General features: G+C 38.3%; 19 protein-coding genes. 14 read left to right on the forward strand and 5 right to left on the reverse strand.

Going from position 1 to position 26,484, the window contains the following annotated elements:
* On the forward strand, positions 1-463 hold a 463-nt coding region (locus tag AB5542_RS11725), incomplete at its 5' end, for a transposase (RefSeq protein ID WP_368243081.1).
* A gap of 122 nt (positions 464-585) precedes the next feature.
* A complete protein-coding gene (locus AB5542_RS11730; RefSeq protein ID WP_279040871.1) occupies positions 586-735 on the forward strand; it encodes a hypothetical protein in 150 nt (49 codons plus the stop codon).
* 17 nt (positions 736-752) lie between these two features.
* Here the strand turns inward: AB5542_RS11730 and AB5542_RS11735 are convergent, their stop codons facing one another.
* The gene (locus AB5542_RS11735) at positions 753-1,190 is read right to left on the reverse strand and encodes a DoxX family protein (RefSeq protein WP_279040873.1); all 438 of its coding nucleotides are present in this window, start codon (positions 1,188-1,190) and stop codon (positions 753-755) included.
* A gap of 134 nt (positions 1,191-1,324) precedes the next feature.
* Between AB5542_RS11735 and AB5542_RS11740 the strand changes: the two genes are divergently transcribed.
* The 12 genes from AB5542_RS11740 to AB5542_RS11795 all read left to right on the forward strand — a co-directional run bounded on the left by AB5542_RS11740 (position 1,325) and on the right by AB5542_RS11795 (position 18,217).
* Positions 1,325-1,594: a LysO family transporter gene (locus AB5542_RS11740; protein WP_270544059.1), complete on the forward strand. Its 270-nt coding sequence runs from the start codon at positions 1,325-1,327 to the stop codon at positions 1,592-1,594.
* Between the two features lie 10 nt (positions 1,595-1,604).
* Positions 1,605-2,207: a lysine exporter LysO family protein gene (locus tag AB5542_RS11745; protein ID WP_279040874.1), complete on the forward strand. Its 603-nt coding sequence runs from the start codon at positions 1,605-1,607 to the stop codon at positions 2,205-2,207.
* A gap of 214 nt (positions 2,208-2,421) precedes the next feature.
* Positions 2,422-2,976 carry an RNA polymerase sigma factor gene (locus AB5542_RS11750; protein WP_368243082.1) on the forward strand — a complete coding sequence of 185 codons (555 nt, stop codon included), beginning with the start codon at positions 2,422-2,424 and terminating at the stop codon, positions 2,974-2,976.
* Between the two features lie 110 nt (positions 2,977-3,086).
* Positions 3,087-4,019: an ABC transporter ATP-binding protein gene (locus AB5542_RS11755; RefSeq protein ID WP_279040876.1), complete on the forward strand. Its 933-nt coding sequence runs from the start codon at positions 3,087-3,089 to the stop codon at positions 4,017-4,019.
* Positions 4,020-4,034: 15 nt separating this feature from the next.
* Positions 4,035-6,332: a Gldg family protein gene (locus AB5542_RS11760; protein ID WP_288215279.1), complete on the forward strand. Its 2,298-nt coding sequence runs from the start codon at positions 4,035-4,037 to the stop codon at positions 6,330-6,332.
* 51 nt (positions 6,333-6,383) lie between these two features.
* Entirely contained in the window at positions 6,384-7,316 is a 933-nt protein-coding gene (locus AB5542_RS11765; protein WP_279040880.1) for an ABC transporter ATP-binding protein, read from the forward strand.
* 11 nt (positions 7,317-7,327) lie between these two features.
* On the forward strand, positions 7,328-9,628 hold the full coding sequence (locus tag AB5542_RS11770) for a Gldg family protein (RefSeq protein ID WP_279040883.1): 2,301 nt from the start codon (positions 7,328-7,330) through the stop codon (positions 9,626-9,628).
* A gap of 96 nt (positions 9,629-9,724) precedes the next feature.
* Entirely contained in the window at positions 9,725-10,909 is a 1,185-nt protein-coding gene (locus AB5542_RS11775; protein WP_279040884.1) for a FecR family protein, read from the forward strand.
* A gap of 90 nt (positions 10,910-10,999) precedes the next feature.
* Positions 11,000-14,419, forward strand: a complete 3,420-nt coding sequence (locus tag AB5542_RS11780) for a SusC/RagA family TonB-linked outer membrane protein (RefSeq protein ID WP_288215278.1) — start codon at positions 11,000-11,002, stop codon at positions 14,417-14,419.
* A 12-nt stretch (positions 14,420-14,431) separates the two neighbouring features.
* Positions 14,432-15,880, forward strand: a complete 1,449-nt coding sequence (locus tag AB5542_RS11785) for a RagB/SusD family nutrient uptake outer membrane protein (RefSeq protein WP_279038772.1) — start codon at positions 14,432-14,434, stop codon at positions 15,878-15,880.
* 16 nt (positions 15,881-15,896) lie between these two features.
* Positions 15,897-16,571, forward strand: coding sequence for a DUF4843 domain-containing protein (locus AB5542_RS11790; RefSeq protein ID WP_279038774.1), 675 nt, complete (start codon positions 15,897-15,899; stop codon positions 16,569-16,571).
* A 17-nt stretch (positions 16,572-16,588) separates the two neighbouring features.
* The gene (locus AB5542_RS11795; protein WP_279038776.1) at positions 16,589-18,217 is read left to right on the forward strand and encodes a PKD-like family lipoprotein; all 1,629 of its coding nucleotides are present in this window, start codon (positions 16,589-16,591) and stop codon (positions 18,215-18,217) included.
* Positions 18,218-18,301: 84 nt separating this feature from the next.
* Here AB5542_RS11795 and AB5542_RS11800 read toward each other — a convergent pair whose 3' ends face one another.
* The 4 genes from AB5542_RS11800 to AB5542_RS11815 all read right to left on the reverse strand — a co-directional run bounded on the left by AB5542_RS11800 (position 18,302) and on the right by AB5542_RS11815 (position 26,482).
* Positions 18,302-20,920: a prolyl oligopeptidase family serine peptidase gene (locus tag AB5542_RS11800; protein WP_279038777.1), complete on the reverse strand. Its 2,619-nt coding sequence runs from the start codon at positions 20,918-20,920 to the stop codon at positions 18,302-18,304.
* A gap of 62 nt (positions 20,921-20,982) precedes the next feature.
* Entirely contained in the window at positions 20,983-21,387 is a 405-nt protein-coding gene (locus AB5542_RS11805; protein WP_279038778.1) for a lipocalin family protein, read from the reverse strand.
* A 44-nt stretch (positions 21,388-21,431) separates the two neighbouring features.
* Positions 21,432-24,149, reverse strand: a complete 2,718-nt coding sequence (locus AB5542_RS11810) for a S9 family peptidase (RefSeq protein ID WP_279038779.1) — start codon at positions 24,147-24,149, stop codon at positions 21,432-21,434.
* Positions 24,150-24,154: 5 nt separating this feature from the next.
* On the reverse strand, positions 24,155-26,482 hold the full coding sequence (locus tag AB5542_RS11815) for a S9 family peptidase (protein WP_279038780.1): 2,328 nt from the start codon (positions 26,480-26,482) through the stop codon (positions 24,155-24,157).
* Positions 26,483-26,484: the final 2 nt, after the last annotated feature.

The following is a 26,484-nucleotide window of genomic DNA, read 5'->3' on the forward strand; positions in this document are numbered from 1 at the left end:
AGGTGAAAAGTATGAACCCGCGCGCCTTTCCAACGGCGACACGCTCAAAGAGCTGCTTGCCCGTGGACGCTATGCCCTGTTCAAATCCCCGGAAAAGTGGACGGACTCCCAGCGGCAGCGCGTCGACCTGATGTTCTCGCTATACCCGGACCTTAAAAAAGCCTACTGGCTGTCACAACATCTCAGGGCAATATTCTCCAACAAGAAGTCAACGGTAGACAATGCCAGGCTCAATCTGGCACGTTGGTACAACCGTGTCGCCGAATCAGGATTCAAGTCATTCAACACGATCGCGGCAACATTTTACGAACACTCCGATGAAATAATCAACTATTTTGACAACCGTTCAACCAACGCGTCCGCCGAATCCATCAACTCCAAAATCAAAGCATTCCGCGCAAAGCTTCACGGGGGCAACGATACCAAATTCTTCATCTTCCGCCTATGCAACCTTTATGCCTAAACACAGCTTTTTTACTATGCGCCATTTTCCAGTCTATACATCCAAGAAAATTCTCGAATATACAAACAAAACATATTTATTTACGTTCATGCTTAACAAAACATTTAATAATATTAGCAAGCATGAAAAAGAAAAGAACTAATCCCTGGACTATTATCGGAATTGCTATCGCCATCATTCTATTAATATACTGGCTAATAACAGCAACCATATTAGAAGAAGACGAAAACGTGATTCCCATTCTAGACGGAACAGAGCAGGTAATCCCTTAGGATTCCTGCTTTTCTTCTTATTTTCGAATATCTACATTTATCTTTTTAGAAATTATCGTGTCAATAGATATTCTCCCCGCACCTGTGAAAAATAATAGGATATAGATACCTAAATATAGTAAAGGTAATTCTTTCATCTGAAATGGATCACTGGCATGAACGACAAATATAACCACCAGCATAGAAAACACCAACGGGATTGTAGCTAACCGAGTGAAAGCTCCCACGATAACGAACAAAGAACACCCAACTTCAGCTCCAATAATTAAAATCAACGACAATGTACGTCCTAAACCAATAGGATCTAGAAATGTAGCAGACAATTCAGAGAACGACGTTAATTTGGCTAAACCATGAGTTAACATGGTTATCCCAACAAGTACACGCAGAATTAACAATCCCAAACTTAAAAACTTCTGATTGGGGGCAATTATAGACGAAATCACTTTTTTCATAACAACATTTTAAAGATTTAAATACAATAGTATTAACGTAACACATTTTATTAATGTTACATTTTAAGTACGAATTTATAAATATAGCTGTTTTGTAAAATAAATCGTAGTTTCGCGGAAAGAAATCTAAGATCATGATTATAGTTATTAGCTTGATGATTTGCGGCATTATTTTAGGATATGCCTTTAAAGAGAGAAATTTGAAGTTTGTACAAAAACTTATTAATTATGCTATATTTCTCCTCTTATTTCTTTTAGGCATCACGGTTGGTGCTAACGGAGACGTGATGAATAATCTCGACTCTATTGGATTAGATGCCTTACTTATTACCCTCGCAGCAGTCACTGGAAGTGTATTATGCGCATGGGGTGTTTATCGTTTTTTCTTCATGACCACCAAATAAATACATTTACATGAAAGGTAGTATAATTATTGTCTCTTTCTTTGTCGTAGGAGTATTACTTGGACGATTCGTTGACATTCCAAACTTGTTAACAGCAGAGGAGCCCACGCTCTACGCACTATATGCACTTATGTTCCTCGTCGGAATCAGCATTGGGAGTGATAAAAAAGCTTTAGAAGCACTGAAACACCAGAACTTTAAAATTGTTCTAGTACCATTGGCAACCATTATCGGAACTCTAGCCGGCTCCGCTTTAATCAGCCTAGTTATTAGTGGTAAAAGCCTTACCGATTGTCTTGCGGTAGGCTCTGGATTTGGATATTATTCCCTCTCTACTATTTTTATCACTCAATATAAAGGAGCAGAACTGGGTACAATTGCCTTGGTGTCTAATATTCTCCGTGAATTAATTGCTCTATTAGCCGTCCCTTTGCTCGTTCGCTATTTTGGTAAACTAGCCCCTATTTCCGTGGGAGGAGCGACCACCGCAGACACCACACTTCCAATTATCACAAAATTTTGCGGGAAAGAATTTGTAATCATATCAATCGTTCACGGAATTACGGTCGATTTAAGCGTCCCATTTCTAGTAACATTTTTTTGTACGATATAAAATATTCAACATCAGAGAACTAGATATTAATCATTGATTATTAAAAAGTTATCATTAAACGTTCGTTTTATGATAGCCATGAATAATTCTTGATTTTTTGAGCCTCAAAATAAAACTATCTCATACTCAATTGATAAAAATAAAGAAGACTTGTTGTTGTTAGGCAATTATTTTTACTATTTTTGAACTCATAAAACGAAGGTTTAATGAAACTATGGATGGTCAGATCACATATGAAGCAATTAAAAATGGAGACATCAAAGCCTTTGAAGCTCTATTCAGAGAATTTTATCCTTCGATGTGCTTCGTAGCCATGCGTTTTATTGGGAACGAAGAGGCTGCAGAGGATATTGTTCAAGAGGCATTTATCAAGTTGTGGGAAAAACGGACAACTTACAATGATATTCCATGCTTGAAAACGTTCCTTTACGTTTCTGTCAAAAACCTATGTTTCAACCATATCAGAAATAAAAAAAACACCATTGATTACACATCCCCAGAAGTACAAAATAAAGAAGTTATTTTTAAAAACCATCTGATCGAGGAAGAAACCTATCGTATTATTGATGATGCAGTAAACGCATTACCACCCCAAAGTAAAAAAATTATAAAAATGCATTTAGAGGGTAAACAAAACAAAGAGATTGCAGAAACATTAAACATTTCAGTAAATTCAGTCAAAACATTAAAATACAACGCATTATACACATTAAAACATTCACTTAAAGATTATTTTTATCTCCTCATATTATTTCTTGCAGAAAAATAATTCTAAAAGCAATGTCAAAATAATGTGAAAATCTACATCTAGATTCATCCTTTTCAGATAGTATCGTGTTCTGCACATAGAATACAAATTCAATAACACGATAAAAATTTATGGAAGAATCAGTAGTAAAAGTCGAACATCTTTCGCATCGTTATAGTGTACAATGGGCGATAAAGGATATCAACTTTGAGATTAAACGTAAAGGAACTCTCGGTTTATTAGGTTCTAATGGTGCCGGCAAATCTACCACGATGAACATCATTTGTGGTGTTTTAAATCAAACCGAAGGAGAAGTATATATAAACGGTATCAACCTCAGAGAACATCCGGTAGAAGCCAAAAAATACATTGGATTCCTTCCTCAAAAACCGCCATTATACCCTGATCTCACGGTTGATGAATATCTTACCCATTGTGCCCTAATGAGACATGTTGAAAAGGCACAAGTAAAAACTGCGGTTGAAAAAGCAAAATCACGATGCGGAATTTCCCATTTTAGTAAACGCTTAATCCGAAACCTATCGGGAGGTTACCAACAACGTGTCGGAATTGCACAAGCTATTGTTCATAATCCCAAGTTTGTTGTTCTAGACGAACCAACCAATGGTTTAGATCCGAATCAAATCGTAGAAGTACGCCATTTAATCAAAGAAATAGCTGAAGATCATTCTGTAATGCTTTCCACTCATATCTTACCGGAAGTACAAGCGACATGCGATGACATCAAAATGATAGAACATGGGGAAGTCGTTTTTTCTGGTAGTATGGAAGATTTCAATCATTACATGGAACCCAATACCTTCATTGTTATCATGGGGACCCCTCCTTCTATAGAACAATTGCAACAAATTCCCGGAATTACCCATGTGGAACATATTACCGACACTCGTTTCCGTATGCAGTTCTCTACAGCTCCTGATATCACGAAAAAGATAATAGAACTTAGTGTCACGAATAACTGGCGTCTTCAGGAGCTCATCCTTGAAAGAGATTCTCTTGATGCAGCCTTTGCCCAATTATCTGGAAAAAATATTCACAAATAAAAGATAGTGTTTAACATGAAAACAATATTCAGATTAGCGAAGACAGAACTTCGCATATTATTCTGTTCGCCCGTATCTTGGTTAATCCTTGTTATCTTTGCTTTCCAAGCTGGATTAAATTTCAGCGAAAACTTTGGAGGACAACTAAAACGTCTGGCATTAGAGTATGGTTTAGGGGAAGTAACCATGCAAACATTTGCCGGTTATACCGGATTACTAGTCTCCATGGTGAATAATTTGTATTTATATATCCCCTTGATCACGATGGGGCTCATGAGTCGAGAATTAAGTAGCGGTTCCATTAAATTCCTTTATTCTTCTCCCATCACCACCACCCAAATTATTCTAGGGAAATATCTATCCATGCTGATTTATGGGTTCATATTAATGATGATACTTCTTATCTATGTCTTTTTTGGTTACTTTACCATAGAAAACATGGATTTACCCTACGTACTCACAGGAGTACTGGGACTCTATCTGCTAACTTGCGCCTATGCAGCGATCGGACTTTTCATGTCAAGCATCACGTCCTATCAAGTAGTTGCCGCCATGGGAACACTCGCAATTCTTGCCGTTCTCAATTTCATCGGTGATGTCGGACAAAGCATTTCTTTCGTACGGGATATTACTTATTGGTTATCAATCTCAGGAAGAACTTATCCATTCCTATCCGGCATGATATGTAGCGAAGATATTTTATATTTCATCATCGTTATTTCCCTGTTTATTATATTATCTATCATGCGATTACAATCCGCCCGCAAAAGAAAAAGCAAGGTGGTTACATTCGCACGTTATTTTGCAGTTATAGGAGGTGCTTTATTTATCGGATACCTTACATCGCTTCCAATAAGCAAGTTTTACTATGATGCCACAGCATTGAAAAAAAACACTTTAACTCCAGGTAGCCAGGAAGTTGTAGAAAAACTCGAAGGTGGATTAACCATTACCACATACGTGAACATTTTGGATGAAAATTATGGCAGCGCTCTCCCTGACCAACTAAAAAATGATTTTGCCCGGTTCGAACAATATGTCCGGTTCAAGCCAGAAATTAAAATGAAGTATGTTTACTACTATGCACCTTCTGTACAACCATCATTTCCAGGACGTTTTGAAGAATTACAAGAAAAGGAACGAGCTGAAAAAATTTGTAAAATCATGGATTTGGATTTTGATATGTTCCTTTCTCCTGAAGAAATAGACCAACTCGTTGATTTACGAGCAGAGGGATATCGTTTTGTGCGTGTACTGGAAAGAGAAAACGGACAAAAGACCATCTTACGCCTCTATAATGACATGATGAAACATCCCTCGGAAACAGAAATCACGACAGCATTAAAACGTTTCCTTGTCCCTGCACCTAGAATCGCATTTTTAACCGGACACGGGGAACGAAGTGTTAACAGTTCAGGAGATCGTTATTACTACACTTTTGCCAAGAGTATATATTTCCGTCAATCATTGATTAATCAAGGATTTGATGCATTTGAACTTTCAATTAAAGAACACGAAATCCCTGAAGATGTAAACATTCTTGTCATTGCAGATATGAGAACACCACTATCTCCTGAAGAAATGGAAAAACTGAAACATTACATTGAAAGGGGTGGAAATCTGTTTATCCTAGGCGAACCAAACAGACAAGAAGCAATGAATCCCATATTAGGAGAATTCGGGGTAAAGTTAATGCCAGGTACACTTGTACAACAAAATCCGGATTATCTTCCGTCAATCATCACGGCCCAATTGACAGATCAAGCTGCCGCACAAAGTCTCAGTTATGCCCAATTAAAAGGTTGGGGTGGTACGATTGTAATGCCAGACGCCTCCCCTCTCCAATACGAGACTAACAAAGGATATAGTATAAAACCAATAGCTGTAACCCGTCCAAGAGGTAGTTGGAATGAACTTGAAACTACAGATTTCCTTGACGGGAAATTATCCCTCAACGAGGCAATTGGAGAAAAAGAACAATCTTATCCAGTCGTACTTTCTTTAACCCGAGCTAATGGAGGCAAAGAACAACGTATCGTGATCACCGGAGATGCCGATTGTATCAGTAATGCAGAGCTAGCTAATGGCCGTAACGGTATGTTCGCCATAAATTTCAACTTCATTTCTGAAACCTTTAAATGGCTGTCATACGGAGAATTCCCCATCGATACATCCCGTCCTCAAGCCATTGATAATGGTTTACGTGTGACCAGAAAAATAGAGCCATGGATGAACCTGTTTGCTCTAGGGATCATCCCATTCCTATTAGCATTGACTGGTTTCACGATATGGTACAAACGCAAGGGAAGATAATAATACTTCAGATTTACGCTTTTAAATTCATGATTAAAATAAAACAAATATATGGAAGATTCAATTGTTAGGGTAGAACATTTATCTCACCGATATCACATACAATGGGCCATACAAGACATTAGTTTTGAGATCAAGGAGAAAGGGGTGTTAGGTTTACTTGGTTCCAATGGAGCCGGAAAGTCCACCACCATGAATATTATATGCGGCGTGCTTAATCAGACCGAGGGGGAGGTATATCTAAATGGTTATAATCTCCGAACAAATCCTGTTGAAGCCAAACGACACATTGGATTCCTCCCCCAAAAGCCCCCCCTCTACCCGGATATCACGGTAGAAGAATATTTAACCTATGCCGCTCATCTGCGCCTAATGGAAGAAAAACAAATACCTCATGCCGTAGAACAAGCGATGAAACGATGCGATATCACACATTTCCGTGAACGCATCATTAATAATCTCTCGGGCGGATATCAGCAACGCGTAGGGATAGCTCAAGCAATAGTGCATAATCCCCGTTTTGTCGTTCTTGATGAACCGACAAACGGACTTGATCCCAATCAGATTGTAGAAATTCGTCATTTGATTAAAGAGATTGCCACAGATCGTGCCGTATTACTTTCCACACATATTTTATCTGAAGTACAAGCAACATGTAATAATATCAAAATGATAGAACAAGGTAAGCTCGTGTTCTCCGGTTCGATGGATGAATTCAACAATTACGTGGCTCCTTCCACCCTTATCGTCACATTTGATGCCACCCCTCCTGTATCTGCTCTAGAGACTATAGAGGGAGTTGCTCGTGTTGAAAAGGTAAATGCCCGTAATTACCGTTTACAATTCGATGCCTCTAAGGATATCAGTGAACACATTGTGCAACTCAGCGTCTCGAATAATTGGCAACTCTCAGAAATTCAACTCGAACGTCAGTCACTAGATGCAATCTTTGCTCAACTATCAGGAAAAAAAGTACAACAGTAAATGCAAATTCTATGAAAACAATATTAAAGATAACCAAAAATGAATTGAGCACGCTATTTTATTCTCCAATAGCTTGGTTGATTCTTATTATCTTCACTTTTCAATCCGGTATGGCTTATGCGAATGCATGGGATGGAATTCTGCGCTCGGTAGCCCTCGGATTCAATCCCAGTTCCCTCACAGGTCGCCTACTTTTAGGTTGGCCGGGAGCTATTTCCAGTATGCAAGAACATTTATTCCTGTATATTCCCCTGTTAACAATGGGACTCATGAGTCAAGAATACAATCGAGGTTCTATCAAATTACTTTATTCTTCCCCCGTAACAAATAGGCAAATTATTTTCGGGAAATATCTTTCCATGATTATTTATGCTGCAATACTAGTAGGCATTCTATTTATCTACTATATATTCACGGCTTTCACGATCAAAAGTGTTGGAACTCCTTTTGCTCTAACAGCATTATTAGGAGTATTTCTCATGATCTGTGCCTATGCAGCAATCGGACTGTTCATGTCCTCGTTAACCGCCTATCAAGTCGTTGCCGCAGTCGGGACCCTCGCCGTACTTGCAGTGTTGAATTACATTGGCAATGTTGGACAAGAAATTCCGTTTGTTCGGGATATTACATACTGGCTTTCGATATCAGGAAGAGCAGACACATTCTTTAAAGGATTAATTTGCAGTGAAGACTTTTTGTACTTCATATTGGTCATCACCCTCTTCGTCACCCTTTCGATCTTGCGCCTACAGGCAGAACGTACAAAACGTTCCACCTCACAAAACCTTTTCCGTTACGGGGGTGTTATCGTTGTAACACTTCTAATCGGCTATATCAGTGCCCGTCCCGCACTTCGTTGTTATTATGATGCCACAGAAATGAAAGAAAACACATTGACTCAAAACAGTCTTGACATCATGAAGAAACTGGATGGCCCGTTGACGATTACTACTTACGTGAATATGTTTGATGAAAACTATTTCCGGGCTCTTCCGCGTTATTACAATGAAGATCTGAATCGTTTTGAAAAATATATCCGTTTCAAACCGGAAATCAAGATGAAATACGTGTACTATTATGACAAAACGAATAACCCTACCCTAGAACAACGTTACCCCGGTCTTACCGATGAGCAACGATTAAAAAAGATATGCGATGCATTGGACTGGGATGTAAAAAGAGTTCTTACACCAGAACAAATCAGAGCAAAAGAAGACCTTTCCGGAGAATACAACAAGTATGTTCGCATAATCGAAAGAGGTAACGGCCAAAAATCCTATTTACGTTTATATGATGATAATTACCGTCATCCGACTGAAACTGAAATCAGTGCCGCACTAAAACGCATGATCGTAAAACCACCTCTCGTTGCATTCCTTTCTGGACATGGAGAACGAAGCATCAACGGTGTAGGAGATCGTGATTATTATGCCTTCTCTCAATACAAGGAATTCCGGAATTCTTTGGTTAATCAAGGTTTTGAAAGCGTGTCCCTTTCTCTTGATAGTGTAGATTGTATCCCTGATAATATAGATATTCTTGTCATCTCAGATTTGCGTACAGCATTATCACCTAAAGAACAAAAGATCATTGAAGACTATATCGCAGATGGACGTAATCTTCTAATTGCTGGGGAACCACGCCGTCAAGAAAACATGAACCCATTACTAAAATCCTTAGGCTTATCTTTTATGCCCGGCATCCTCGTCCAAGAAAGTAAAGATTTCTCAGCTGATCTGATTTTAGCTACCCCGACCACAACTTCCCTTGACATCGCCAAAAGATTTCAACAAATCGTTGCCTGGGAAAGCAAAGTTACTATGCCCTCTGCAGTCGGCATAATACAAACAGAGGATAAAGGTTTCAACGTTATACCCATGTTAACAACAGATTCTACCGGTTCATGGAATGAATTAGAAACCACAAACTTTATTGAAGACACAGCTCAAATCAATCCTTCTATTGGAGAAATTGAAAAAGCAAATACAACCATGATGTATCTAAACCGGCAAGTGAATAATAAAGAACAACGTATTATTGTCCTTGGAGATGCGGATTGTATCGCCAACGGAGAACTCACTCGCCAACGAAATGGTATTTCTGCCTCCAATTTCAGTGTAATAACCGAGTCCTTTTACCTTCTTTCATTTGGGGAATTCCCGGTTGACACCAGCCGTAAAGGCTCATCAGATAATCGAGTTTACATCAATGAAAATTGGGGAATATGGATCAACATCTTCTTCATGGGTATTTTACCCGGATTTCTAATCTTCCTCTATTTCGCACTATGGTGGAAACGTCGAAAAAAATAAACGTATTTTCCTTGAAAAAAAATGATTTTGTATTCATCCTTTTGCAATGAACATGTGTTCTACAAATAGATAAATAGTTTTCAATTTCAAAATGTAATGTCAGAATTTAATAAAGAATATCGAATTGCACAGCTTCTAGCCCAAAAAATGACTGGGGAGCTTTCACCGGAAGAAGAAGCAGAATTGCACGAAAGAGAAAAAAATTCTCTTTCGGCAATTGAGCTTGACAATCGAATTCAAGATCCTGAGACTAAACGTCAAAGAGATAAATTTGTGAATCAACTCAACACGAATTCATCTTGGAAAAAAGTCGAGAAGCATGTATTAGGAAAAAAACGTAAATCTCGCCATTTGACATGGTGGTCAAGTGCAGCCGCAGTTGCCATCATCATTACATTCACGTATATTCTTATTCCTGAATCACAACCAGTAGAAACTCCTCCCCTACCAGTAGCAGAAGTCAAGACTGGAAGTTCAAAGGCCATATTAATTACACCGGAAGGAAAACAGTTTAGTTTATTCCAACAGGATAGTTCTCAAACACTTGAATTAGGTAATGGTTTAATTGCTATCAATAAAGGAAATGTTGTTGAGTACATGGAATTTTCCACTTCCACTTCCCAACAGAAAAATAATATTATTCAAGTGCCCAAGGGTGGAGAATATGAACTCATTTTACCGGATGGTACCCATGTATGGATAAACTCCGATTCAGAACTCTCTTTTCCATTACAATTTGATTCTACTAAACGAGAAGTATCACTTTCTGGAGAAGCTTATTTTGCTGTTACAAAAGACCCCCAAAGACCTTTTACGGTTAAACTCTCTGAAGGAATTGAAGTTAAAGTTTTAGGGACACAATTCAACGTACAAGCTTATCCGGACGAAAACACGATTGAAACAACACTCTGTGAAGGCTCGGTAAATGTATCAGACGGGACAAAAGAAACGATATTAACCCCCTCGTTACAAGCTGTTTACTCAAAAACAGCTAAGAGTATCACAACGCGCAAAGTGGATTTACGATTATACACGTCTTGGAAAAAAGGATTATTTGTATTTGAAAATAAACCTCTGGAAGAAATCATGACAACTCTATCCCGTTGGTATAATATTAACGTCTTCTACGCAAACCAAGCGGTAAAAACGTACCATTTCACGGGGGATTTGGAACGTTACGGAGACTTCAGGAAAGCATTAGGTATGATTGAAAAAGCAACATCCATCCGCTTTATCATCAACGGAAATAATATTATGGTAGAAGAAATACAGACTAAATAAAAGGGGATATCGCCCTATCCCCCATTCGTAATCAATTTATAAACAGGTAATTTAGAAATCGATTATTTAAACTATTAAGTATTCAAAGTTATGGAAAAAAAACGAAAGTACACCTTTGATTTTCATCAAAGGTGGGAAAAAATTCTCCAAATCTTACGAACAGCCCTTTTTATGGTGGTTATTACAACCATCAACTTCGAGGTAAATGCTTCTGCCCAAGTTGCTAAAGTAAGTGTTAAGATGGATAATGCGACCATTGACGAAATGATCAAAATCGTCAGAACAGAAACAAATTACAGATTCCTTTACCGAGTTGAAGAGGTGAATAAATACGGCAAGCGCAGTATTAACCTTCAAGATGTATCCATCGAGGAATTTTTAAAAGTAGCCCTAGCCAATACGAATTTGTCTTACGAAATCGAAAGTGATGTTATCATCATTAAACCGACTGAAGCTAAAACAAAAGAAAACGAAAAATCAAGAGTTATCAAGGGGAAAGTTGTTGATGACAAAGGATTCTCGTTACCGGGCGCAACTATCATGATAAAAAACACGACATTAGGTGTTGTCACTGACCATGATGGAAAATTTAAACTAGAATTACCTAAAATGGACAGTATCATTCTACTTGTTTCTTTCGTTGGTTATGAAACCCAACAAGTGGCAGTAAGCAATGATGCCAGTAAAGATGACAAAGAACTTGTAATAAAACTTAAAGAAGATATAACCCAAATGGAAGAAGTCGTTGTTACTGGTTATGTCAACATCAGTAAAGAAAGTTTCACAGGTAGTTCCGTTAGTGTAAAAAGAGATGAACTTTTGAAGGTTTCTAAAACCAACGTGATAAAAGCATTACAAGTATTTGATCCGGCATTTCGCATGGTAGAAAACAATCAATGGGGTTCAGACCCGAATGCCCTTCCCGAAATGTATATCCGAGGACGTTCAGGTATCGGGGTTAAAGAATTGGATACGGATAAATTATCTAAATCCAACTTGAAAGACAACCCGAATTTACCTTTGTTTATCATGGATGGATTTCAAGTAAGCATACAAAAAGTGTATGACATGGATCCCAACCGGATCGAATCAATGACGATTCTGAAAGATGCGGCAGCCACGGCAATGTACGGTTCCCGCGCCGCCAACGGGGTCGTTGTTATTACCACGATTCCACCAACTCCCGGAAAAGTTCATGCCACCTACACAATGACAGGAACTTTAAACATACCGGATCTTAGTGATTACAACCTGATGAATGCCCGAGAGAAATTAGAAACAGAAGTTTTAGCCGGAGCATTTATTGATGACGAACCTGCAAAACAACTTGATTATACACAGGAATATTACAACAAGTTAGCCAATATAAAAGAAGGTGTAGATACTTACTGGCTATCAAAACCCTTACGCACAGTTTTTAACCATAAACATAGTCTATACTTAGAAGGAGGTCATGAAGATTTACGTTTTGGCTTAAATATGTTCTATAATAACGGAAACGGAGTCATGAAAGAATCGTTTCGTGACAATATTGGAGCAGATCTTTCCGTGGATTATCGCCTAAACAAATTTCAAATCAAAAATAAATTAACTTATCAACAAACCAAATCAAAAGAATCTCCTTATGGTAGTTTTTCCGAATACACGAAAAAACTCCCCTATGACCGAGCCACTGATGAATATGGTAATTACGTGAAACAAACAGAACGTTGGAGAGGAAGCACTTGGTTTACAGATAGCGATCTAATTAACCCTTTATGGGAAGCTCAATTAGGTAGTTTCGATAAAACAGATTCAGATGAATTAAGTAATGAAACAGGGATTAACTGGTACATCACCCCTCATCTTTTGGCTAAAGCAACGTTCAAGATGACCAAAACAACCAGTCATCGAAATAACTTTATTGATCCCAAATCAACAAAAAACCAAACCCCTCTTTCCATGACAAACCTCACTTCTGGAGAATTGAGAACAACTGACGAAGAAGGTACCTCATGGGATCTTACTGCAAACATTTCATACAACCGTAATATAGAAAAGAATAACATCAACTTCAACATGGGTATCAATTCCCAAAATACAAATGGGAAAACAACCAGTGCCGAGTATCGGGGATTTCCATCCGGTCAATTAACATCTCCAAACTATGCGGAAGACATATATTCCAAACCATTGGTTGATCAAAGTAAAACGAGATTAGTCGGCTTTGTAGGAGTATTAAACTACTCTTACGACAATATCTATTTATTCGACGCATCACTACGTTTAGATGGTTCTTCACAATTCGGAAGTGAAAAAAAATGGGCTACCTTTTGGTCAACAGGAGCCGGTATCAATTTACACAACTACAACTTCATGAAAAATATTGGCTGGGTAAATTTACTTAAAGTACGAGTAAGCTATGGATTAACGGGAAAAGTAAACTTCCCTTCATATACGGCCCAAACAATGTATGAAATTCAAAATGATGAGTGGTATAAAACCGGATACGGAGCTTCATTAATTGCCTTTGGTAATGAAAATCTAGGGTGGGAGAAAAAATACACCACAAATCTAGGGTTAGATTTTGATTTATTTAACGGAGCTATTCAATTCAGTGGAGATTACTATTTTGACAGAACCGTGGATCTCGTAAATGATGTCACGATACCCAGTTCTACGGGATTTACCACCTACAAAGATAATCTAGGAGAAGTTGAAGGAAAAGGTTTTGAAATCAACTTGAAAAGTACGATTATAAATACACAAGATTGGTCATTAAACGCTTTCTTCAACATTTCTCATGATAAACGCAAATTCACAAAAATTGCAGAAAGTTTAAAAGCTTACAATGATTTGGTCGTAGATCATTTTAATGATAATGAGGCAGATGACCTTTCTACTCCTTTCACTCAATATGTTGAGGGTGGCTCTCTAACCCCGATTTACGGTATGAGATCACTTGGAATCGATCCTACTAACGGACAAGAATTGTTCGTAAAGAAGAACGGAGAACTCACGTACGAGTGGAGTGCCTCAGAACAAGTTGCACTTGGAGACACGGAACCTGACGCACAAGGATCATTTGGATTCAATTTACGCTACAAAAATTGGAGCCTATTTACTACTTTCATGTATCAATTCGGGGGACAAGAATACAACACGACTTTAGTTGAAAAAGTAGAAGATGCTGACATTTACAGGTATAATGCAGACAAACGAGTTCTGACAGACAGATGGCAAAAGCCAGGGGATAAGGCAAAATATAGAGCTTTGTCTTCAGGACTATTTAGCATTACTCAAACACGACCGACAGAACGTTTTGTACAAAACAAGAATGTCCTTACTTGTAATTCCTTATCAATAAGTTATGACTTCAATCCGGAACTCCTTAAGAAATTACATCTTGGTATGGTAAGGCTGGAACTCGGTGCAAATGAACTGTTCCGCCTCTCAACAATAAAGGCAGAACGTGGCCTTAGTTATCCCTTTGCACGGACAATGGATATCACACTACATGTAACCTTCTAAAAAGCTACCATTATGAAATTAAAAAAATTAATTCTATACGCATTTATTCCTTGCACACTGGGAGCATGCACGAACTGGCTAGACGTTGCTCCCGATGATCAGGTCAACGAAGAAACTCTATTCTCAAAAGCAGATGGCTATAGAAATGCATTAAACGGCATATACAAAAATATGGCCGAAACCCAATTATACGGAAAAGAATTATTATACGGAGCCGTAGAGATTCTTAGTCACTCGTATTCAAGTGGTTATCTAGCATTAAGTGACAATGCCCTATACAACTATAATTATACGGATAAAAATGCGAAATCAACAATCGAGAATATTTGGTCTAAAGCCTACACGGCAATTGCCAATTGTAATAGTTTAATTGCAAATGCAGAAGAAGCTGATCCTTCCATTTTCTCAGACAATATATTAGAAAAAAATCTAATTTTAGGAGAGGCCTACGCCTTAAGAGCATTTCTCCATTTCGACATGTTGCGCCTATTTGCTCCTTCCAAAAAGGTTGATGACCAAAAAACATATATTCCGTATTATGATAAAAAGAAATCAACTTACGAACCACATTTAACGGTAGATCAAGTCTTAGAAAAAGTAAAAGCTGATCTATTAAAAGCAAAGGATTTTGTTGCCGCATTCGATACCTTAGATACTGAACATAAATACAGACTACGCACTTACCAGCGTATCGAAGGGGGATCCTACAACTCACTTTACACTCCTGAGGACCTATTTTATGCCTATAGAGGATATCGTATGAATTACTATGCAATCGTAGGAGCGTTAGCACGTGTCTATTCGTGGGCGGGAGAATTGGAAAATGCCTATAATGCTGCATCGGAAATTATCAACGCCACGAGTTGTTTCAATTTCAATAGTTCATCAGCCTTTAGTTCCAACCGTAAATTATACGAAGAACTGGTTTTTGTTTTATCCAAAAAAACACTTATTGAAGAATTTGAAGTTTATATTCCAAGTAACTCAAGCAGTAGCACTTCAAGTTCTTTTTGTATCGACCTTTATCAAATCGGCTGGTCGCGCGGGGAACAATTTGATGTTCGGTTTAAAAATTTCCTAGATATACAAAGTTACAACTATTACTCTTTAAAATATACCAAACAAGAAAGTTCCTCTTTGGGTGAAGACATCATCCCTATGATTCGCTTAAGTGAAATGTATTTTATCGCATCGGAATACCTTTACAAAAATGGAAAAACCTCAGAAGCAATCCAATTATTGACAGATGTCCGCTATAATCGAGGGATTCTCAATAATTCTTCTTTTATCTCATCCATTTATGATGAAAGCAGTTTCGAAAAAGCCTTGGTTTCTGAAGTTCATAAAGATCTACTCGGAGAGGGACAAGCATTCTATTGGTATAAAAAATTCAACATGGATATATCGTATAATACTCCTGAATATGTCGTACCAACACCTGATAATGAAAACATATTTTAATCTATAAACATTCTATATGAAAAAATATATATTTCTCATATCCGTCTTGCTTGCCGCTTGGGCATGTTCAGAGGATGAAATCAACAATTACCAATCGACAAGGTATTTATACTTTTCTAAACCAGAAGTATTAGATAGCGCAACTTTTCTATCTTTTTCCCATTATCCCGGTGCTACGGAAAAAACAATAAATGTTGAAGTTACGCTTATTGGAGATTTATTGGAAGAAAATGCAAGTTATCAACTGGAAATAGACCAGGACAGTACAACGGCAGATCCGTCTGATTACGAACTTGACTTGACTCAAACTTTTGCTGCCAATCAAGTAAAAGACACTATTGAAATTAAGGTTTTCAACAAGAATCTTGCTAATAAAGAAGTTACACTATATTTAAGAATCGTAGAAAATGAACATTTTAGTCCTGGACTAAAGAAAAACAGAGCCGCCCGAATAATTTTCAATGACATTGCCAGTCAACCGTTATGGTGGGATGATGACATCGAAACTTTATTCTTGGGAACATGGACTCCTGAAAAATATGAAAAATTCATTGAAAGCTCAGGGATAACAGACCTAAGCGGATACGAATTCACGGAAATTCGGAAAATATGTCTCCAATTTAAAGAAGATATTCGCACTCACGGTTGGAAAGAAGCAGATGGCTCACCTATGGAATTACCAGTAAACTAATTAAAATGATTCACAATATGAAATTCATATATTTAGCATACATAGCACTTTCTCTATTATTGTGCGGGTGCTATGACGACAAGGGAAACTATGATTACACTCCCTTAAATCGCATCGAAATCGAGAATTTTGATATGGCGACATATTACTTGGGCGATTTGATAGAATTAAAACCTGTTCTCACATTTTCGATTGATAGTACAGAAGACAATCTTCTCTTCGAATGGACAATATTCGGTAACAAAAAGATTTACTCGCATGATTTATCCTACATCGCAGACACTTTAGGAAGCGGATTTATTGTATTACGGGTAAAAGATACCGTCAATGGGATCGAATACTCGGCAAGTCAAAGTTGTACGATAAAAACAGAATATGAAGCAGACGGATACATGATTTTATCCAAAGGTGCAAATAATGAATCCATCCTCTCGTATATCAAATTAATATCCAATCCAAATTATTCCTCACAAACAGGCGTGGGTGAAACGAACTTTTACACTTGCGCAGATTACTATGACGTTTATCACACAACCAATAACGAATCTTTAGGACGTGGTCCCTTAAAACTATTGCAACACTTCCATTCATCAAACACCGGGAATAGCTCAGAAGTAGGTGCTTTCTGGATCTTCCAAGAAGAACCGGAATGCTTTGATATATCCGGAGTGAGTTTCCAAAAAGACATAACACTAACTTCCCAATTCATGGATGGTATGCCTACAGGTTTTAAACCCTATGACATGGTTGATATGACATGGAGTTCTTTTGTTATCGGACAAGACGGCACGATGTATAGTCGAAAAAAAGAAACCGAATACTTATTCAATTCCGGACTTTTCTTAAACAATGCAGTTACTTTTGAGGAAGACGGAACCATATACCCTGTTAGTGGTAAAGAAGTTATACACCATCGCTACTCAACTGCCGGTTATACTCTATTTTTCGAAAAAACACTAAATAGATTTTTGCTTATGCTTGACGGAAGTCAACAAAACGGAGGTCAAATTTCATCACCAGATATTCCTGGTGATAACATTTACACGCCTCGTGATGCAGCTAAAATTGACAACTTAGGAGATATGGAAATGATATGCTGTAATGCAGTTAAGGTTAGCTGGGGCAATAAATTCTACGCCATACTCAAAGATCCAAATGGCGTTTTCTATTCTTACACGTTTGACATGGGAGATGCATATTATGGTAGAAGTCCTGGTATTGAAAAAGTTGTCCAAGCAGAACTTCCAGCAAGTACACAATCAGTATTAAATTCTATTATAAACGGTAGTAGTAAAAATATCTTTAAAGTTGGTTACGCTAATACTGAATATTCATCAGGTTCCGCTAATAATAAACAACTATTAGACTATGTTTTAATCACAAAAGATAATGAACTCTATTTACTGGAACGTAAGTCCGGAGAAATCATACTATATGATTCTTTTGACGCAACCATCACATCCATCGATACCGAATCCTGGAATGCTTGGATGGCCGGAATCGGACTCGAAAACGGGAAATTCCACATCATGGAATTAACGAATGCCGGGTATAGCCAAGAACATCCAAGAAGAATGTACTCATCAGAAACAAACTTCGGGGAGATTGTTGACATCCGATTTAAAAATGGCGCCAGCTGGCAATAAAAATTAATTCAAAGAACCCGTCTATCATCATATCTGTAGACGGGTTTTCATTAAAGAATTATCAATTAAATATTTTTTCTCCTTTTATTCCACCAAATCATACTTCTGATCCACCCCTCGCTCATCAATATTAATCCCTTCTTTCATCCAGCGAGGCATCGGGATATCTTTCAAATAATGATCAAAAAACTGTTGCAGACGAATCGTCCAATCCACCTCAGCCGGACGTGAAGTCAAAAAATGCCCTTGTCCCATATAATTCAACATCCAAGCCGGACGCTGCAAACGCCTCAAAGCTAAGAAAAGATTACGTCCATCATAAAATGAGACTGCCTCATCTTGATCACAATGGAAAATCAAAGCCGGAGTATGTATTTTATCGGCAAAAAGCAAAGGGGAATTAGCAATATAACCATCTAAATCTTCCCATAAAGTTGCTCCCATACGACATTGCCAGTCTTCAAACATAAACATATTCGGCTGACCGCTTCCTTCACGAAGAGCCGTATACACGGAGGTTAAATTCACTGTCGCCGCCCCAATATTCACGCATTTAAACAAATTTGTTCTAGAGACGAGATAAGCAACTAAAAAACCCGACCAACTATGTCCCTGTAAACCGACACGACACGAATCAATAATTCCTCTATCCGCCAATGCCCGAGTTCCACTAACGACTGCATCATAAGCACTCTCGCCCGGTTTTCCAATCTCGATATAAACGTCTGGCTGAAAAACAACATATCCCCTGCTAACATACGTTGGAATATCTATCATAGCTTGACTCAATCCGGGTACGGGATGTATATGTAATTCCGAAGAATGTGTTTCATAAAAAGTAACAATAGTCGGATAACTTTTATTCTTATCGTATCCATCAGGCAAATAAAGGATTCCTTGATTATTTTTACCCTTGTAATTTGTCCATTCCACCAATTGAGCAGAACCCCATTTATAATTACATTGCTGGGGATTAACGTCAGTAACCTTTCTTAGACGACGCCCTTGTCCATCACATACCCACAAATCTCGATCATCTGTATAACTCTGTTTCATGCACAACATAGTATTGGCATTTTTTGCCTCTTGAACAACAGAAAAAGCAAAATTCCCTTGAACCAACGGAATTAACTTCCCATTGGCAGATAAATTACCCAACCCTTGATTCCTATTTTTCCAATCAAACATCTCCACCTTATTATCCCGTGATAAATCAACGGATAACCCATTTCTACCAGGATCTAATAACCGCAATATGGTATTATTCTCACGTCCTTCTCCCTTTGTCCAACAATACGATTTCTGAATTTCATCCAAATGAATGACCCATATATCAAAACGATCATAAACAATCGCATTCTTCCCATCCCTGCTCCATCCTGCCAAACCATAGGGAGGTGCCGGATTAGGACGATCATATAGCTCATCATACAAAGCGAAGGGGATAACATCTGTTAATATATTTTGTTGCTTTGTCAATGGATCTACAACAACCCACGACAATTTCGTATTATCAAAATAAAGAAGATGATTTCCTTGGGGACTCCAATGAACAGACCGTGTCAATTCTTTCGCCAACAAATGATGGTCCCCATTTCTCAAATCCACCAGGTAAAGATCAAAACGTTGATCATGCCTCCAATCCTTCTGCCCTAAATAAGGCTTTTCATCTTTTTCATAAGCAAAAATAGGATTCTCTCCTTCTGCAACATATAGCCCCGAATGATTCTCCTCGCAAATTTTATAATCTTTCCCGTTTTCTCTATCATATAAATACATTGCAGGCTGAGACCGCTTTTTATAAAAACCTCCTTTAGCCTGTTCAGAAGGAACCACCGGATCATGCCAACTCCAAAGCTCCAATTGAAAACTTTCATCCTTCACTTGCTTTTTAGCTTTAACCCTTTGTACTCCTTCTTTCCGATACATAAATCGTTTATTTCCTTCGAGGAACTGTATTGAATATTTATCTAATGACAATTGTGCCATTTGTTCAGCTCCAAGAACCTTTTCTACATTTCCATCCGTCAAAGAAAAAGTGTAATAATCTTGTTTCTCTTTATCATTCGTGCCTGTACAAACAAAAAAATTCCCTTCTAGTTTCCCCTCATAAAAATAAAAGTTATCTAAACTTTTCGTTTTATCCACATAGAGCACTTTCCCCTCGCTATTCCCGTCTCCTCCATAACGCAACACGTATCCTTGATCTTCTTGATGCACGCAAATCACCTTCCATTGGTCACCATATAAACAATATTGGAGAACACCGGTTAATATCGTACTGTCACGCTCGGCCACATTCAAAATAATCAAGCGATCATCCTCCTTGTAGGCCACCTGTGGAACAACGTAATTCAATTCTGCATCCGCATGTATATGAATCTCAAACCCATCTTTTAATCGATGAGCGACACGAACACTTGTTCCATCCCCTCCTATTCTGAAAAAAGCAATCCAATTCCCCCCCGCAAAAAATTCGGGAGAATCAATATCCCTTAAGATACGGATTCTCCCTGACTTTAATTCATAAAAATAATAGGTATTGCAAATAAGACTATTTAACGAGTCATTATCATAAAACATGTATCGAAACTTTACCCATGCCCCGTTATTTGCTAATTCATAATTATCAACACGTCGCCATTGCTTATAAGCTTCTTCATCTAACTCTTTCTTTTGAGAATAACCAGACAACGTTATCACAAATAAAACAATTGAAATAAAAATAACACGATACATATTCATCTGTCTATCACAAAAAAAAACTACTTCTGAGCATTAACACGTTCTTTGATAACCTTTGAATTCAAGTACAAAAAGGCCAGACGGGGGTTCGCCTCTTGCACAACCAAACATAAAGAATCGGTGGTTAATTGACCTATCTTCTCTTTTGTTGCATACTCGGTCTTGTTTCCATCCTCTGTAACCTCCAATCCTTTCACGATAAGATAACCATCTTTTATTTCCCAAGATTTCAATTCCAAAGAAGGAATATTAATTGACTCACAAACACCACCTTTTTTGAAATTAAAACCTTTCAATTCGCCTGTAGATTGATATGTATACGGATTACACCATTCACCGACAATTGCTTTTTCCATTTCCTTTTGAGGATCACTTGCACAAGCAAAAGCAAACAAAATCAAACTAATACATAATAACTTTTTCATTTTTTCCATTTTAAATTTAAATTATATTTATCTAAACACATGATTTATTTCACAAAGTCATATTTCTGATCAACCCCACGCTCATTCACATTAATTCCTTCTTTCATCCAACGAGGCATCGGAGTATCTTTCAAATAATAGTCAAAAAATTGTTGCAGACGAATTGTCCAGTCAATCTCTGCCGCCTTATTATAAAGGAAATGTCTGTCTCCCTTGTAATTCAACAACCACGCAGGTTTATGCAACCGTCTCATTGCCAAGAAAAGATTTAACCCTTCGGAATACGGCACCGCCTCATCCCCATCACAATGAAATATTAACAATGGAGTCTGAATCTTATCCGCATAAAAAATTGGCGAATTCTTAATATATGCCTCCGGATCATCCCAAAGTGTCTTTCCCATCCGGCTTTGCGTTTCCTCGTACATAAACATTCGAGGCATACCACTTCCCGTTCGGATACCAGTGTAAGCTGAGACCATATTAGACACGGCAGCTCCCGGACTAGCACATTTAAACATATTGGTTCGTGTCACCAGATAAGCGACCTGATAACCAGACCAGCTATGCCCTTGTACTCCAATGCGATCCTTATCTGCAATACCACGATCAATCAACATTTGAGCCCCACTGACCACCGCATTATAACAACTTTCACCTGGGGTTCCTACAGTAAAATGTACATCTGGCATAAACACCACATATCCGTTACTCACATAAGTTACCGTATTAATCATCGCACTACTCAATGAGGGAAGTTGGTAAGTATGAATATCTCCTGTGTGAGTCTCGTAGAAATTTACAATTACAGGATAACGTTTCGTTGAATCATAATTCTCTGGTAAATACAACAAACCCCGATTCGATTTTCCCTCAAAATTCGTCCACTCTACCAATTGCACGTTTCCCCACAAATAATTTTCTTGCTGAGGATTCGTGTTCGTTATTCGTACGGGATGTGTGAAATCATTCTTACTCCACCAAAGCTCCCGGAATTCTGTATAGCTTTGTCGAGTAAACAGATAAAATTTACCATCCTCAGACTGTTGGTTAAAATACAAATCATAAGCTCCAGACATCCGTTTTTTTACTTTCCGGTTAGGTGTCAACACATAAACACCTTGATCCAAAGTCTTCCGATCCAAACCACGCAATAAAATATCCTGTTTCGGATTAATCCAACGTATCTCTCGATTCGCTTTCAACAAACGCAAAGAAATACCATGTTCTCGTCCCCAACCATCCGTTAATGAATACGTGGGTTGTTTACCAGTAAGATCCACCACCCACATATCATATTTATCATACAGGACAACTTGATCTCCACCTGCCAACCAACCTACAATACCATAAGGAGCCGCAGGTTTCGGTAAGTCATGCTCTTCATTATACACAGCAAATCCTATCGGTGTCGAAACATCTGTCAATTCTCCCGTTTCCGGGTTCAACTTATACCATACCTTCTTCTCGGCATGATACAGCATGGCATATTTTCCATTCGGACTCCACACGGGCCGTTGCCGAAAATCTTTAAATAATAATGTCCGTTCACCCGTTTCCAAACTTACTAAATACAAGTCAGCCGTTACACCATCCCGCCAATCTGTAAGCGCCCGATAAGGAGTTTCATCTGCAATAATAACATGACTATACTCGTCACAATCCGGCTGATACATTTGATCCATATGGGGTGGGGCCACTAGGACGCATTTTTTTGTATCCACATGGTACACGTATTTAGGCATCTTCCGTCTACCTCCCCCTGATCCATACGACTGTCTACTCTGTGAAACTTCATCATCCCATTTCCACAACTCCAACTCAAAACTCTTATCCGGTTTCGCTTTCGGCTTCCGTGCCTCCGACTGCTGTAATCCCACGTCCACGAATATATATTTTCCATTATTGAAAACAGAATAAATTCCTCCCCGAACTTTATACTCATCCGACACAATCACCTCTTTTGTGTCCATCACCAACCGATACTTCCCATCTACCACTGAAAACATATATAACAAATCCGGTTCACTCAAATAAGAAGAATCCGAAGCCACCGAGAACACGCCTTCCAGCCCCCCTCGGTTCAGAGAAAAATTAGTAACAACAGCCTTTTCGTCATCATAGATAACCCGATGTTGCCCTTTTACCGGCCCCACTCGTAAAGATTTCTTCCCGTTAGCATTTTGAATGTAAGCCACAGATTTATAATCATCTGCAGAAAAATAGTTTTCCACACTATCTATTCGTACAGAATCTCCTGTCTCGAAATTCCAAACAATCAACCGACGAAGTGCCCGGTTCTTACCCTTCTGATCAATCGGGTAGGAATAAGAAATCAAGGGAGAATTGGGAGACTCTCGAAAACCATAAGGTTTATCCCAACAAGTCTTTCTCATATCCTTCAAGGATAGCAAGAAAAGAGAATCTTTTTTTTCTTTCAACGTATCAAGTGGAGAAGGCTGTACCACGTACCTCAGTCCCTTTCCCCGGTTAAAAAAACTCACCTCCCGAACATTCGGCAACTCATATACCTTACCAGACGTCATGTTTCGTAAATAAGTAACAGGAACATCCTTATCATGTCCTTCCTGATCAATATAAACAAAACGATAAGTTACCCATTTCCCATCCTCCGACATCTGTTGCCCCTCCACTCTTCGCCACAATTTATAAGCCTCCATATCCAAAGGCTTTTTTTGAGACATACAGTCTGCAATTCCAATAAATAGCAGACTGCATAAAAACATAATACCTTTACTCATTTAGATCAATGCTTTTTCATGAAGTAATCGATATCTCCTTGATAATTGGCAGAATCATCTCCCAACAAATATTTGGCAAAATGGAACCACATTTTCCGTTCAAAGAAATCACCATTTTCTCCAAAGAAACCATGCGTACTACCAGGCAATACAATCATATCAAAATTTTTTCCGGCCTGAATCAAAGCTTCCACAACCCGTAAAGTATGCGAAGGATGTACAGTCTTATCCATATCGCCCGTCACAATTAATAATCCTCCCTTATAATTCTTTACCAATTCTTGATTCGTTTTACTCTTCGTCTCGAAAGTAATCTCCTCTCTATCTCCATTCACGCTATCCTTGACGACTCGCTTATTCTCTTTCACCCCGTAATGAATTTCGACAAAACCTTTATTATAAATATTATTGTCATGATTTCCAGCAGACGACACCGCCGCACTATAAAAATCAGGATAAGTCAACAAAGCCGACGTAGACATAAATCCACCTCCGGAATGACCAAAAATACCTACTTTTTCCTCATTTATAAAAGAATAACGTTCTGCTAATTGTTCAATTGCATATTTATCATCAGCCAAAGGATAATCCCGCTGGTTGCCATACCCATATGTATGGTAATATTTACCTCTCATAGGCGTTCCTCCCCGATGTCCCAAAGAAACTACGATAAAACCGACCTGGGCCAAACGAGTATTTAAATCATCATTTATCGTGAAACGAGTTTGCACGTATTCAAAAAACGGTCCTGGGTAAACAGACGAAATAATTGGATAAATTTTCGTGGAATCGAAATCCGCTGGTTTCCACATCACACCATAAATATCCGTTACCCCGTCAGCAGCTTTCACTTTAAAACGCTCGGGCTTTTTCCAACCGAAAGCATAAAGGCTCTCCAAATCCGCTTTCTCCAAATCCAGAATCACTTTTCCTTTCCGGTCACGCACCACGTTGACGGGCTCCATGTCCACCCGGGAATAACAATCCACAATATACTTGCTTGATGGAGATATATCCACGTCATGTGAAGCATTTTCCGGGGTCAACAATGTTATTGCATTAGCCTTATCCAGATCAGCACGGTAAAGGACATAATAGTAAGGATCAATCTCTTTCTCTTTTCCCAAACCTATAAAATAAATCTGTCGACGGGCGGTATCAATCTTCATAATCGGTCCGGCCACCCATGCCCCAGATGTCACTTGATTTTTTAAATTACCATCTTTATCATACAAATAGTAATGTCCCCACCCACTACGTTCTGAACGGAAAAGGATCTCGTTTCCATCATTCAAGAAATGAATTGCTCGCATTTGATAATCTAAATAAGGCTTGTCAACTTCATGTATCAACACTTTCACCTCTCCCGTTTCCGTATCGACTACACAAATCTCACATTCATCCCACGTTCTCTTGTAACGTTGAAAATAAAGTCGTTTTGCATCATTACTAGCATACAAAATATCTACATATTGATCTTTCCAACGATCAATATTAATCTTTTTTACCTCCCGAGTATCCGCATCCCCGATTAATAATTCGAATTGAATCACGTTTTTATCACCCGCTAATTCTGCCTTATAAGTTTTCAGGCGAGGACGAGGCTCTGCTAAAGCATCGATCAACCACAAATCCTCCACCTTACGGGAATCGTCTCGAACAGCGTAAAACTTGTGTCCCGTCTTAAACCATTGGGCAGAACATCCCATACGTTCATCCACTTCGCCTTCATCCTCTCGATTAAAAGTATAATAACGTTCTCCGTCAGTCGTTAATTGCACTTCAGTCGTGTCCTTACCTTTACTCGCATTTCCCACGATATAGAGATTATGCCGCTTAGCAAACAACATATAAGAACTATCCTGACAATAATACATCCAATAAGGATTATACTTCGTCCGCCCCTTCTGCTTTTCTTCTAGTTTTAATTCTTTCGTTTTGATATTATAAGTAAAATCTTTTCTATCAAACCAAAAACGAATAGTTTCCCCATCCTCATCGAAATCAAGATTCAATTCTAAATCTTTGTGATTGTATCCCTTTTTAGTGATCTCACTGATTTTCATTAATAGCTCTGCATTGTCGAAAAGCAAACGTTTCTCTTTCTTAGCCGGATCAACTAAATAATAGTTTTTCCCCTCACTCGTGCGGAAAGAATACCAAAAACGATCCGTGTTATTAATAAAACAAGGATTCACTTCCAAGCTATTCTTCGTCAAAGGCATTTGTGTTATACGCCGGAAACGTTCGGCAAGCTCATAATTCGCTTTTTGCTGCCCGAATGTTCCAACAGAAACAAGCAGAAACAGACTAATAACTAATTTCTTTAACATAT

It is taken from the genome of Butyricimonas sp. RTP31003st1_G1_RTP31003_210430, assembly GCF_040920905.1.
In the GTDB taxonomy this organism is placed as follows: Bacteria; Bacteroidota; Bacteroidia; order Bacteroidales; family Marinifilaceae; genus Butyricimonas; species Butyricimonas paravirosa.